Source organism: Tumebacillus flagellatus, assembly GCF_000714935.1.
Lineage (GTDB): Bacteria > Bacillota > Bacilli > Tumebacillales > Tumebacillaceae > Tumebacillus > Tumebacillus flagellatus.
On the sequence record NZ_JMIR01000059.1, the window covers coordinates 1 to 13,236 of the forward strand.

The 13,236-nt window shown below is 49.9% G+C and carries 14 protein-coding genes and 2 tRNA genes; 2 read left to right on the forward strand and 14 right to left on the reverse strand.

Annotation, left to right across the window (positions count from 1 at the left end):
- Positions 1-234: 234 nt before the first annotated feature.
- The 8 genes from EL26_RS22505 to EL26_RS26790 all read right to left on the reverse strand — a co-directional run bounded on the left by EL26_RS22505 (position 235) and on the right by EL26_RS26790 (position 5,993).
- The gene (locus EL26_RS22505; protein ID WP_038094610.1) at positions 235-1,233 is read right to left on the reverse strand and encodes a HoxN/HupN/NixA family nickel/cobalt transporter; all 999 of its coding nucleotides are present in this window, start codon (positions 1,231-1,233) and stop codon (positions 235-237) included.
- 565 nt (positions 1,234-1,798) lie between these two features.
- Positions 1,799-1,881, reverse strand: a tRNA-Leu gene (locus EL26_RS22510).
- A gap of 177 nt (positions 1,882-2,058) precedes the next feature.
- Positions 2,059-3,039: a glutaminase gene (locus EL26_RS22515; protein ID WP_238546176.1), complete on the reverse strand. Its 981-nt coding sequence runs from the start codon at positions 3,037-3,039 to the stop codon at positions 2,059-2,061.
- Positions 3,040-3,321: 282 nt separating this feature from the next.
- Positions 3,322-3,414 (reverse strand) — tRNA-Leu (locus EL26_RS22520).
- A 337-nt stretch (positions 3,415-3,751) separates the two neighbouring features.
- Complete coding sequence (locus tag EL26_RS25670) at positions 3,752-3,913, reverse strand: hypothetical protein (RefSeq protein WP_161780785.1); 162 nt, start codon at positions 3,911-3,913, stop codon at positions 3,752-3,754.
- Positions 3,914-3,940: 27 nt separating this feature from the next.
- Entirely contained in the window at positions 3,941-4,228 is a 288-nt protein-coding gene (locus EL26_RS22525; RefSeq protein ID WP_038094614.1) for a hypothetical protein, read from the reverse strand.
- Positions 4,229-4,359: 131 nt separating this feature from the next.
- Positions 4,360-4,584, reverse strand: coding sequence for a hypothetical protein (locus EL26_RS22530; RefSeq protein ID WP_038094616.1), 225 nt, complete (start codon positions 4,582-4,584; stop codon positions 4,360-4,362).
- A 2-nt stretch (positions 4,585-4,586) separates the two neighbouring features.
- Positions 4,587-5,993, reverse strand: a complete 1,407-nt coding sequence (locus EL26_RS26790; RefSeq protein WP_038094617.1) for a helix-turn-helix domain-containing protein — start codon at positions 5,991-5,993, stop codon at positions 4,587-4,589.
- A gap of 648 nt (positions 5,994-6,641) precedes the next feature.
- On the opposite strand from EL26_RS26790, the gene EL26_RS22540 reads away from it, so the two are divergent.
- Complete coding sequence (locus EL26_RS22540) at positions 6,642-7,820, forward strand: ISL3 family transposase (RefSeq protein WP_476689414.1); 1,179 nt, start codon at positions 6,642-6,644, stop codon at positions 7,818-7,820.
- Positions 7,821-7,936: 116 nt separating this feature from the next.
- On the opposite strand, the gene EL26_RS22545 is transcribed toward EL26_RS22540, so the two are convergent.
- Positions 7,937-8,146 (reverse strand): hypothetical protein, encoded by a 210-nt coding sequence (locus tag EL26_RS22545; protein ID WP_038094620.1) that lies wholly within the window; start codon positions 8,144-8,146, stop codon positions 7,937-7,939.
- A complete protein-coding gene (locus EL26_RS22550) occupies positions 8,140-9,465 on the reverse strand; it encodes a helix-turn-helix transcriptional regulator (RefSeq protein ID WP_038094621.1) in 1,326 nt (441 codons plus the stop codon). The genes EL26_RS22545 and EL26_RS22550 overlap by 7 nt, the downstream gene beginning before the upstream one ends.
- Positions 9,466-10,174: 709 nt before the next feature.
- Between EL26_RS22550 and EL26_RS22555 the strand changes: the two genes are divergently transcribed.
- Positions 10,175-10,423, forward strand: a complete 249-nt coding sequence (locus tag EL26_RS22555; RefSeq protein ID WP_038094622.1) for a hypothetical protein — start codon at positions 10,175-10,177, stop codon at positions 10,421-10,423.
- Between the two features lie 248 nt (positions 10,424-10,671).
- On the opposite strand, the gene EL26_RS22560 is transcribed toward EL26_RS22555, so the two are convergent.
- The 4 genes from EL26_RS22560 to EL26_RS22575 all read right to left on the reverse strand — a co-directional run bounded on the left by EL26_RS22560 (position 10,672) and on the right by EL26_RS22575 (position 13,036).
- Complete coding sequence (locus tag EL26_RS22560) at positions 10,672-10,863, reverse strand: hypothetical protein (protein ID WP_052036719.1); 192 nt, start codon at positions 10,861-10,863, stop codon at positions 10,672-10,674.
- Positions 10,864-10,932: 69 nt separating this feature from the next.
- Positions 10,933-11,595, reverse strand: a complete 663-nt coding sequence (locus EL26_RS22565; protein ID WP_038094625.1) for a hypothetical protein — start codon at positions 11,593-11,595, stop codon at positions 10,933-10,935.
- A 351-nt stretch (positions 11,596-11,946) separates the two neighbouring features.
- Entirely contained in the window at positions 11,947-12,240 is a 294-nt protein-coding gene (locus tag EL26_RS22570) for a hypothetical protein (RefSeq protein ID WP_152559374.1), read from the reverse strand.
- A gap of 10 nt (positions 12,241-12,250) precedes the next feature.
- The gene (locus tag EL26_RS22575; protein ID WP_052036720.1) at positions 12,251-13,036 is read right to left on the reverse strand and encodes a tyrosine-type recombinase/integrase; all 786 of its coding nucleotides are present in this window, start codon (positions 13,034-13,036) and stop codon (positions 12,251-12,253) included.
- Positions 13,037-13,236: the final 200 nt, after the last annotated feature.

A 13,236-nucleotide genomic window follows, 5' to 3' on the forward strand; every position in this document is an offset into this window, starting at 1 on the left:
GATTCGAACTCCCGACCTTTTGATTCGTAGTCAAACGCTCTATCCGGCTGAGCTAAGGGCACATCATTTTGTCTTCGAAACCAACCATGTCGTGTTCCGTGCTTCTTAATATACAGGATATCCGGCCTTGTTGCAAGAGGAAAATTCAAGAATGTGAGCTTTTTTTCAAAACAAGGCCCGGTGCACCATGCGATACACCGAGTCGTTTGCCAGTTCGACATTTCGATCCACGAATCAAGATCGATTCGCGCTCCATTGCTCTTCGATTCGGAAGAGCCGCCAGATCAGGTAGGAACCTCCCCAAGCAACCGCAAACAGCGCAACGAGCGAGTAACCCATCCAGCCCAAATCCGCTCCTTGAAAGGTCGGAATCATCACTTGCGCCAGTTCCATCACGCCGATGCCGAGCGCCGCGAACACCGAGAGAGCCGTCACGGTCAAGTTGTAATAAACTTTGCGAATCGGATTGTCCAACGCCCACCGGTAATTTCGGGACATGAACACGCCGTCGGCGGTGTCCATCAAACACATGCCCGCCATAAACAGAATCGGCAGCGCAAACGCACCCGCAAGAGATACCGTCTCTCCCGCCGGCCGTTGCGAGAGCGAGAGCATGGCGATCTCCCCCGCCGTGTCCAAGCCCAGACCGAACAGAAACCCCAGCGGGTACACATGCCACGATTTGCGGATGAATCCCGACCATCTGCTCACAAACCGAAAGAAAAACCCTCTCGCCTGCAACAACCGCTCCAGATCTTCGGACTCGGCGGAGTTGTTTTTTTTCATCGCCCGGAACATCTTGATGATCTCGATCAAGATGAACAGGTTGAGGATTCCGATCAGCAGAAGAAACGACCCGGACACCAGCGTGCCGATCATACCGCCCGTCTCCGCGAGCTGAGGAAGCTGCCTCATCATCCATTTGGCAAACAGCGCGGCGCACACGGATAACAGAAACACCACGGTGGAGTGTCCCAACGAAAAAGTAAAGCCCACGCCCGTCGGGTTCTGCTTGTCGCGAAGCAGTTTTCGAACCACATTGTCGATGGCGACGATATGATCGACGTCAAACGCGTGACGCATCCCCATCGTATACGCCAAAAAGCCAAGTCCTACGAAAAACGGATGTCCCGGCATCGCAAGCACCAACAACAGAAGGCCGGCGAGATGGATGACGAACACAGCCCAGGCATAAGGACCCCAAGCTCGTTTGTCGTTTGGTGTCTTCTCCATTGAATCCGCTCCTCTCAAGGGTTCGTACTTCCGCAACGAAACCGGACGTTTCCCAACTCGCTGCGAATGAACATGCGTGTTCAAAAGCAGATGCGCCCCGTCCCCCGCTCGAAATTCAAACTTGTAGCGATCGCCGGCCACATAGCCCCGCATGGGTTCATCAGATAAAAGCACGGGTGTCCGGGCGCATGAGCGCCGGCTGCGGGGTCGGAATCGATGCGTTGGCATCTCCCCTGACACTGTAAGCCACCATGCTGGACTTCAGAACCATTTGACGCCGTGCCAGATCGGCCGCCACCACGACGATCGATATCTCCTGTTCTCGCAGTGAGCGCTTCCTGCTGTTCCTCCATTCGGGGATGAAATTTGAATTTCATTGCCATTGAAGTTCCTTCCGACTGCTTCCGGGAGTTACGCGCTGCGAAATTAGGGTGGTTTGAATAAAAAAACGCCCTAACGCGTTTCCGCAATAGGGCGTTTCATCGTCTCCAACGACTCCAACGAAAAAATCCCTCTAAGTGGCAATTCGATGCCATAGAAGGACTGTTCTAGTTCGATTCAATTTTGGTGCGGATGAAGGGACTCGAACCCCCACGGTTGCCCGCTGGAACCTAAATCCAGTGCGTCTGCCAATTCCGCCACATCCGCGAAATTGCTACGATTCTTCACTGTGAGACGTCGTTAGCAGTACAGGATCAAACGTTCACACAGTCACGCTGTGTGCCGCGTCCCGTGTGATCAAATATACAGGAATCCAGGGTGTAGTGCAAGGGGCTTTTCGAAAAAAGCTTTGTCGCTTACACCCCTTCTTGAAAATGCAGCGCCTCAAAAAATGCTCATCTTCCATTCCCGCGAGATGTGCTTCAACAGCTTCACGCCCGCCACACTGTTCCCGCATTCGTCGATGGAGGGGCCGTAAATGCCGATGCCGCAGCCGCTTAAGAAGGGAAGGTCTTGGTCAGCGACGCGCGGAGGGACGGTGACGAGAATGCCGCCGGCGACGCCGCTTTTGGCGGGGAGACCGACGAAGGCGGCGAATTTGCCCGAGGCGTTGTACATGCCGCAAGTGAGCATCAGTGCTTTGGTCATTTTGGCGACTTCGACGGGGATGATCTGCTCGTGAGTCCAAGGGTGTATGCCGTCACAGGACAGGACGAGACCGATCTGCGCGAGGTCTTCGGCGGTGACTTCGATTGCGCATTGCTTGAGATAGACTTCCAAAGCAACTTCCACATCTGCTTCCAGATAGCCGATCGCTTTCAAATAGTAAGCGAGCGAGCGATTGCGATGCGCGGTGCCCCATTCCGATTCAAAAACGTCTTCGTTGATCGCCAGACGTTTGCCCACGAAGCGTTCAAGCAGGTGGAGGATGTGTTCTACTTTTTCCTCGACGGTGTCGCCTGGCAGCATGGAAGCAACTGTGATAGCTCCTGCGTTGATCATGGGATTGAACGGTTTGCCGGGCTTGTTGGTTTCCAAGCGGATAATCGAATTGAAAGGGTCGCCCGTCGGTTCGACGTCCACGCGGTCGAGCACGTACGGAACGCCGCGGGTGATGCAGGCGACTAGGAAAGAGATGACTTTGGAGACGCTTTGCAGCGTAAACGGCGTGTTCCATTCGCCTGCACGGATCGTCTGTCCTTCGCGTCCGATCAGACAGATGCCGAGGTCAGTGGGATTGTTGTCCGCGAGAGCCGGTATATAAGTCGCGAGCTGTCCTTGGCTGGCGCACGAGCGGAATTGTTCGAGCCAGCGTTGAACTGATGCGGCAGCGTTTTGATGTTCGGGTGCAGCAGAAGAGTCGATGGTCACTGACATGTACCTCCTTGCAGGGCTTGAGAGCGATTGTATTTGCTTGCAGTCTACCATAGGATCGACCGGAAAATAAGGCTGTTCAATAAAAATAAAAAACCCAGAACGTGGGTTGGCTTTTGCATAAAAAAAGTCCCTCCGAATGACGGTTCGTCGTCACGGAAGAATCACTTTATCGGTATCCTGTGCGTCTGTTCACGTTCAATCAAACACACTGGATGTATCAATTTCACTCAAAACGGAGAACTGACGAGATACGCACAAACTGAGAATAGATGGTGCGGATGAAGGGACTCGAACCCCCACGGTTGCCCGCTGGAACCTANTGGAACCTAAATCCAGTGCGTCTGCCAATTCCGCCACATCCGCGAAATTGCTACGATTCTTCACCGTGAGACGTCGTTAGCAGTACAGGATCAAACGTTCACAGTCACACTGTGTGCCGCGTCCCGTGTGATCAAATATACAGGAATCCAGGTGTAGTGCAAGGGGCTTTTCGAAAAAAGTTTTGTCGCTTGCCAACAAGGCAAATCATTGTTACCTTACCCACGAATCGCCCGACTTCAGATAAGTGTAAACGCCCTAGTCAATGACCAGAGCGTTTTTCCGTTTCATCCGTTCCATTCTCTCATTTTACCCTTCACAATGTCCCGCTGCCGCTTCCCCCATAGACGCAAGCAGACGAACGACGGAATCCCCATTCCGGCTAAACCGTCTCTTTCTTGGCGTGGTATGTGTTGGTGATGGTGCCCGGCCCGTCGAACGATACCGTTCTGTAAAGCTCCCCGTTGATCGTGATGCTCAGCATATCTCCGTTCAACTCGACTTCAACCTTCCCCCCGGAAGTCACAGCCTCAAGTTTTTGCATTCATTCTCACCTCCCTTCTCATTTCCGTCAATTTTCAACAAGCAAATCGAAACGTTGATACTTCTGGCAAAACTCGAACAGTGAGAGGCTTGACAAACTTTCGAAAACCTCTGGATGGCTGGTTGCATCCTCCCCAACATGAAACAACGAAGCGATGCACTGAACCAACTCGTATTCTCCGTTCGACAACTCTTCCACAAAACAAACCTCGACTTTCCCCGCGAGGATAATCAGGGCCGCTCGATCCGTGATGAGCAAGCCTGAGATTTTGTAGTCCTCCTCGTCCCCTGACCAGCAGACCGTGACGAGGTTCACCCCTTGCACATCGCCTAGACGTTAGTCATAGAGCTTACGATCCAACACGCTTTTCCCCCTTCTTTCCTTTGAAAAGCCTTGATAAACACGGAGCCTGAATGACTCGTTTTGCAAATCGATGCAACAACGGTTCATCTGCCTTTACTGTTTGCCGCTTCGAAATCCTCAACCACCTTGCAAACGAGCATGTAGCAATCCTCAATGCCTTTCTGTTTCAAAAACTTCTTCACGGCCCATTCGTGGTGAGCCTTCATGTAAGCATGTTCGCGGTTCACCGCCAAGATTTCGCAGACGAAGTGACCGTTCACATAGACTCTGAACCACTTGGTATCGTCCGCCCAGAACACGAGCGTCACCGTCACATAATCCCCGATCTACGCAAATGTACGAAGAGGAAGTCGTGACAGCCGGTGATCAACTCCCAGGCTTTTTCGTTTCGGTCTCCGTTCTTCACGATCTCTGTCAGCATCGACGCCGCTTGGAACAGTTCGTCAAGTTGCACCTGCTCTTTGAGGATCGGGATGGCCATCTCCAACAATTGAACCACCCGGGCGTGCTCTTGACGGTGCAGATAAACGGCCGCCATGAGCAGATTGGCCCGACCGATCAAGAGTCGGTTTTCAAGTTTTCTTCGGTCAGCTCTGGCGGTATCGTCGTACTTGGTGAGTGCCTGCTGTTCAATGTCTGTGAGGAGTCCCAAGGCTTTCAGACAGTAAACCTGACACTCTTCGTAGTCCCGCACAATCATGTGGATTTGGGCGACGTCTAAGTACACACTCGCTTCCTTCTGAGGGTCTTCTACGGCGTAGATCGTCGCCATACTGAGCAGAACTGCGACTGAATCTTGCCAGTTCTCCTCGTTTGCCTGCTCCATGATCATCAGCCGTTTGGTTTCGCGGTAATTCGTGATACGCCCCGCCTCTTGCAGCAATGTGATCGCCTTGTTTGCGACCTCCATGCACAGCTCCGGCTCCCCTTCTGCGTAGTGAAGTTCCGCCATTCGCTGATAGAGGATTCCGATCTCCTCCACGTTATTGGTGAGTTGGTTGTAGACCTCCAAGGCTTGCTTGTAAAAACCATTCGCCTCCTCGTACCGGTGAAGCCGTTTGCTTAGGTCGGCGAGATGCACCAAAATTTTGCCCTCTAGCAGCGGGTCGTTTTTTTGAAGCTCGTATGTATCTCTCGCGTTGAGTGCGGATCGCAAGGCCTCGAAGTACATCTGGTCCCTCTCAAACGTCTCGCTCAGGTGCAGGTGGATCGAAACGAGTTTGTTCTGATCGCTTCTGCTTGTGGAACGAGAGTATTCCTTCACCAAATCCGTGAGCAATCGTATGGCTTCCTCGTACTCCGCAGATTCCCGGCAGCAGATCGCGAGGTTCAGTTTCAACTCGTTAAGGGGAATCCCGTCATCGAGCTGATCCGCCTCCATCAGTTCACGAAAAACGGGCAGGGCGGAGCGGTACGAACCCGTTGCCATATGAGACACGGCCAATTTGTACCCGGAGAGTTGCATGTTATTGAAGGTGAGGCCCTTAAACAACTTCGACAGCGGAGTCTCCAACTTCCTAGCAATGGCCGCGACCGTTGCATAGCTCGGAAGTGCTTTTCCCGACTCGATCTGCGAGATCATGGAAGGTGTCAGGATGCCTTCCGCGAGTTGAGTTTGGGTCAAGCCTTTCGTCATTCGCAAGTCCCGGATGCGTTGGCCCAGTGTGATGTACCCTTCCTGCATCTTGTTTTTATCGCCTTCACTCGAAATATCCATTTCAAACCCTCCTGTCACACAAAATAAAAAACGCCGATGCAAGGGAACCCTCACACCAGCGATTGTAACTTCATAAAGATAAATTATAAACGTATATTTCCTAATATAAATACCATACAGGAAAACCATTCGTACAAAAAGTATATATTTGCTATGTTCGCAAGGTCGAAGTAAGATCAGTGACGTAGGGAATGGAGCTTCTCCTCGTTTACGGCGGATACATGTCGCCGGAAGTTTCCCAACCTCGATCTGTCTATATTTCGCCGCTCTTGGCGAAAAACGAAGGAACCCCCAGTGGTTTAACATTGCCGACGGGCCCGAAACGGCCACCAAACTAGTGCTTCAACATTTTGGAATTGGCCTCCCTGAAAATATGACCAACGTTTGCGATGAAATCACGCTTGACAGGGGTTCCTTTGTTCTTTTTTCAAAAGAAAAACCGACCTCTACGTTGAGATCGGTTGATTGTAACTAATTTTTAAGGCTCTAGAATGAATCTTGTGGTGAACTGGAAATAAAAAAGCATCCGAGACGCTTTTGTCGAAGTTTGTTGTGTGACCAGCAAACTTGAGAGGAGCGTTTCGGATGCATTCCCAGTCTATCATGATCGAACTTGATTTGCCAGAGTTCTCCGTGCAAGGAACCGTTATGGATCGTAGCAATGATTTGATTGTTCTCGTTAAGGCGAAAAGTCTACCGACTTGCCCTGAGTGTGGCGTCCGGGAGGTATCGTTGCATGCTCGACGCAAACAATTGATTGAAGATCGACCGGTTCGTGAGCAACGTGTCTTTTTACTCTGTGAGAAGAGGCGATTCCGTTGTACCCGTTGCAGAGTGCTGTTCTCCGAGCAGTATCCGTCGCTGGCTCATTATGGTCGTTGTACAAAGCGAATGGCCGAGTGGTTGTTTAAGTTCTGCCGCACACGCTCTATCGCTCAGGTCGCTGCTGAGATCGGCTGGACTCGTCCAAGATTAGACCGTCTGTTCCATCGCCTAGCTGNGGTCGCTGCTGAGATCGGCTGGACTCGTCCAAGATTAGACCGTCTGTTCCATCGCCTAGCTGCTATCCAAATCGAACAACGACAGCAAGAGGTGCCGGAGGTCATTGGAATTGATGAGTTCGCTGTCTTGCGTCGCCACCAGTACCACACGGTTATTACCGATTTGAACGGACGCTGTACGCATGAGATTTTAGAAGGTCGTTCCAAACGAACGATTCGCGACTTCCTACAGACGTTGCAAGATCCAGGACGTGTCAAGATCGTGGTAACGGACATGTGGGATGCGTACCGGCAAGCGATTCGCTCCTATCTTCCACACGCCTTGCACATTGTGGACAAGTTTCATGTCATTCGCCATGCTAACTGGGCGGTGGATCAAATGAGACGTCGAGGCCGCAAAGGGCGCAATGCTTCTACGAAGTCGCCGTGGTGGAAGGCTCGCTGGCACTTGTTGCGTAAACGAGAAGCGCTCACTGAACATCAGATGGAGCGTGTAGAGGCTCTCTTGCAAGAGGACGATCTAATTCGCCGTGCCTACGATCTCAAAGAATGGCTTCGCCACTGGTACCAACACAAGAACTTAGAACACGCAGCAGCAGAATTCCCCAATCTCGTACAAGCGATGCTGTCGTCAGACATCCCTGAATACAAGACCCTCGCCAACACGATGCTGGCTTGGAGATCAGAGATCTTGGCTTATTTCCTATACCCCTATACGAACGGTTTTACTGGAGGAACCAATACAAAAATCAAGCTTCTGAAACGCATCGGATATGGAATCCCGTCGTTCCAGAAGCTCAGAAACCGCATTTTGTCGTATAAGTAAAATTTCCAGCCAACAAACCTCGATACTGCCTCGTATGCCTCACCACAACATTTGTACGAGAGCCATTTTTAATTGGTGGTAAGCTTCTCTTCGGCCTACCCAAACCGTATTGACCGCTATCCCCGCACATCCTCATGGAGAACTTTGAGAGCACCAAGCGGTCCCGGCCCCAATTCCTGAGCAACTTTGACGATGCCAAGGGGACCAGGGCCTCTTTCTTCAACTTGAAGAACCCCTGATCGGTTCTCAATTGCTGACCAAGTCGACATTCCGGCAACAAAAACAATTGTTGAAAGGACAAAAAGCAGGATTCCTTTCTTCACCATATTTCGCTCCTCCTAAACCGACGCAAATGAGAGATCACCTTTTCCGATGCCTCAAATGCGGCCTCATGGTTTCCTAATTTCCGATGCGCTTGCATAACCAATTCCAATGAATCCGCACAATCCACATACTTTCCGATTTTTTCATACATCTCGCTTGATCTTTGAGCGTGACTCAGACACTCCTCATACTGACCAAGCAATAGATAAATACTAGCCTTTACCCGATAATAATAACCCATCTCATTGGATTCTTCATTTCCCATTTGCTCCTTATACTCAGTAGCCAAGGAGCAATAATAACGGGCTTCCTCCAAATCCGAATTGTCAAGGCATACCATCACTGCCCGCGAAAGAGTAAACAAACAGTCCAATTGCTCCCCAATTTTATCAAGGTCTTGCGCTACACCATATAGTTTACGTGCAGCCAATTTATGATCCTGTTTAGATTCAAGATGAAATGCACAAAAACGCCGAACTAAACGAACCATTTTTTGAGCCTCTAAGTCTTGGTACAATTGCAATGCTCTTGTAGCACATTCCTCATTTTTAGTTGCAACGGCCGTATAGAAATAAGCGTTAGCCATTTTGTACAGGTCAGAGACCGACTCAAAATAGGCTCTCGCTTGTTCCAAATACCGGGCTACCTCCTCCCCCGTTTCCAACTCAGTACAGATCATTCCCCAATTATAACATGCAATCGCAGAAGTCATTTCAAAATCCAGCAATCGCAAGGAAATTTGATACGCCCTCTTGTACACAGAATATGCCCTCATGAAGTCCGTACTATGGTAATACGCATTTCCAAGCTGGGTATACAGCTTACACGTAAGCTCTTCGTCAGCGGTCTGAACTTGCTCGATCTGCTCGATCAACGGCTGTAACACCTCGATCGCCGCTTGCGGCCTACCGCTTTTATTGAAAAGCGTCCCCTGCAATAACACCCGCTTGTGATCCTCAACGACCAGTAAATCCTCCTGAGCGGCAAGGTAGTCAAGAAACTCCTGTGCCGGTTCGAACTCTCCGCGCAAAATATAGGCTTCCACTAACTCCAACCTGGTCAAATATGGGTAATCACCATTTGGCTCTCTAAAAATCTCATGCAGAGGGACGTTCAGCTTATCAGCGAATTTCTTTAGCGTCTCAACAGTTGTTCCGCTTCTACCCGTCTCTAAATGACTCACTACCGCTGTGGTGCATATCCCTTCCGCTAGTTCAGCTTGGGAAAGACCTTGTTGAGTACGCAATAACTTCAGCCTCTCCCCGACCTTAGAATCTGCACTGATAGCACTAGGCCGGCGGCCTCCTCTATTTTTATCCAATCGTAATTCCTCCCGAAGCAATTATCTATTTTTCCAATAACAATAATAACAAATGTGCAATCAATTGTATACACACTACACTAAATCTCACCTAATTTATTTTATGTATTCCTAACATACCAAAACGACAAATCTAGAAAATAAAAAAAAACGCCGAATGGTCAGCGTGCTTGAATGTCATTTTTTGTCCGTTATTTAGCTCCTCACAAAGTTCGAAAATCAGTTGAACGGCGTGTACTGACGGCATTTTTTGTTTTTCTGTTTGTCATGGACTATCCCTTCGTAGCTTCCGAGTACTTCACTCGGAAACCCGCTGTATTCCGCATCGCTCCAATGATGCATTTCCTGTCCACCTCCTTCCATTTCGTTACTCCGTACATTCATTAGTCTCCTAGCAAAGCATTTCTCCTACAGATGAGTGCTTTTAGCAACGTATTCGACGTTACCCTTGCACACGAACGCGCCTCTCAGAGCCTTTTAAGGGCTCGTTTTTTTTTTTGCAGTATGAAGCCACTCCGCACTTCGTCCCCCAACATTTCAACGTCCTTTATCAGCATCTTTTCTACTTTGATACAAAGTAATCGAAGGGCAGTTGCTAGTTTGGAGGATGGAGCTAGAAAACACATTCTCGACATTGCGCTTGAGATTCTCAATGGTCTCCTACCATCCGCAAATCTACGCGGGGTTATAAGGAGGCGTATGAAAAGTGATGAAGCATGTGTTGGAAAAATTCCGGTGGAGTTTGCAGTTAGTCAGGGAGAAATGGCACCGTGTGGGGAGAAAATCGCTTGCGTGGAGGAGTTGGTGGCTCCGTGCAGGGAGAAAGTGGTTCCACAAAGGAAAACAAATGCTTTGGATGATAGGAATTTACATCTCTGAAAGAAGCGATTTCATTGAAGCATTGCTCCATGTCAGCGAACCATTTTCCCAATTCCTAGAACAAACAATCAAAGGATAATGCAAACAGGGCCACCCCAACCGGGGTGGTTTTCCCCTGTCAGCATCCTATCACGCAAACTCATACTTGTGGAGGTATCGCCCGATCTGATATTCGGGCTCTACGCCGATCTTGCAGGGTCAACCTAGGGTTCCCAGCGGCACACGTCCACCAAGACTATTGGCAGCCCAACCCAAACGCCTTAAAGCGCCCCCTCAACCCTTGGCCGCAACAAAATCTTCTCCTGAAGCTTCCTATACCGTGACCGTTTACGATCCCCTGTTCGATAGAACGAAGATGAACGCGACCACAAAGATCACCAACGCCACAACCGAGAATCCAGTCAACAGATCAACGGCAAATCGCGAAAAACCATATCTGTTCGTGCTTCGCTCCAGAGTCTGGATTCTCCCCTCAAGATCGACGATCCTCTCCTCAAGAGTCTTATTGCTGTCTTCCAACTTCTGCACCTCCAAACCTAAAATGCTGACAACCCCCGCACGAAACAGTGAGGGGGCATGGTGCGGATATTAGTAGATGTAGGAGTCGTGAACGAACCAGTTACCGGCCCCCGTAAAACGGAGCTCCATGTGGCCGTAACGAGTCATCGTGGTCTGAGTCCAACGCACGTCTGCAACAGCGTCCTTCACCTTCGGGTCGATGTTGCTGATGTATTTGTTGTCGATGATGGTCGACCACCCAACCCACCCCGGCGCTGAAACGGTCGGCTGGTTGGCATAGAAGATGATATCCGCAGTCGTGCCATCGTAGCTATAGTTTTCCGATTCCGACAAGGAGAACAACTGAACACCGTAGAACACATAGTCAATTTTACCTGATGCCGTAACGTTGTATCCAATTGAAGGGTTTGTTGAACTCACTTCCGGCGCACTAATCACGATGGCTTGACCGTGACCGAGGTTAATCGTCTTCTGTTCGTCTTTTTGAACCACGACATCTTTAAGAGCCTCGTTCACGCTCTCTACAGTAGCGACCTCATTCAAGGAAAGCTGTTTCAATCCCTTCTCCGCCGCCACTTTGTTCAATGCTTCGAGCGGAACGACTAGCTCCTTCGAGTCATGATTCTTCGCGGTCACTGTGTCAAAATCCGCTTGACCAGTTGCAAACGCAGAGGAGGACATTACAACAGTAAGCCCAAGCGCACTCATAATACCCATCGCTTTTTTGAACATTTCCTTACCTCCATTATTGTTTTCTCTCTTTATTAACGATTCTTCTTACTAACACATATTTCCTTTGTCGAATTTTGACTTGCCCCGCAATTAGTTCTATAGTCCTACGTACCCATTCGATCAACTAAAAAGGCTCGAATAGACCGAATGGCATCCCATTCAGTCTAAAGTTCGCTTTTGGTCTTGGACCTATAGGTTTTTCCGAGTTGCACGCATGTCTCGTCAACTAAGCCTACTTTGGCACCAACACCATTCTCTTGCCTGTCGTCTGTATCGGTTGTTTTCACCATACGTTTCGTCATGCTGCCCTTTCGTCGATCTCTTCGATCCAACAAAAAAGACGGCAAACCATTACGGTTCGCCGCCCTCAAATTTTGCTGATGCAGTCTTAATCATATCGAAGTGTATCAACCCAAGATAGCCACGCTGTCCCAACACTTCAAACGCGGTCAGCACGTTGTACTGCTCAGGAGAGATCGTTACCAACCGACCCGCCATCACATCAAGGCCAATTTCAATCGCCTGACGCAATAGCTCCTGACGGCCCTCCACGCCTTTCTTGGGATTCTTGATATGACTCATCGAACCCCACCAATCTCCTATCCGATCATTCGGAAGTAAAATGATCGTTTTGTATTCGCTCATCCTACACCCACTATTTCAGGCCGTTGAGCTTGCCCAGCCTCGTCTTGCCCGGCTTTCTAGACGATGAAACAAGGCTATTCAGCGGGCTTGCAGTACGATGTGCCTTCGCTAAATCTTGCCTAGTTAGATTGACGTACCGTTTCGTCATATTCATATCGGTATGCCCCATCGTCCGTTGCAGCCCAAACGCGTGACCGCCGTTGCGTAGGTACATCAACGCGAAACTATGCCTCAGATCATAGGGCCGCACATGCACACCAAGATGCTTACTGTACATCTCCATCCGATCTCCCCAAGTATGCCGGTTCAAAGCCGTTCCTTCATTGGTGCAGAATACCGGAACGCTAGTATCCCAAAAGTCGGGTCGTACACGAATCAGCTTCCGAAGCGACTCAGCCGTTAACGGTAAGATCGGCAACGTTCTTGCCGTTCTCGTCTTGGACACTTCGGCGGGAACTGTGACGGCCAAATGCTTTATATCGAAGTCCTCTACCGTCAGCTGGAACGCTTCTTTCGGTCTGATCCCCGTATCAAGCGTTGTGAGGATCAGCGAATAATCACGTAACCCGGCGAAAGTCTCCTGGTCCGGCAACGCAAGCAAACGCTGCAACGTATCCTCCGGGAGATCCACAATGCGGGGCTCTGCCTTCCTTCCTGCGTGGCCCTCATAATCCCCTAACGTCGTTTGGCTGACACCATGCCGGGCCTGTTTGAAGAAGAGAAATTCCCGCAAAGCCTCTTCCCAAGACCCAACGGCCCCCACCTTTTGAATACGTTTCCTCGGTGTTTTTTGCATAAAAAAAATCCCTCCAAATGACGGATCGTCGTCAAGGAAGAATCACTTTATCGGTATCCTGTGCGTCTGTTTACGTTCGATCAGAAACACTGGATGTATCAATTTCACTCAAAACGGAGAGCTGACGAGATACGCTCAAACTGAGAATAGATGGTGCGGATGAAGGGACTCGAACCCCCACGGTTGCCCGCTGGAACCTA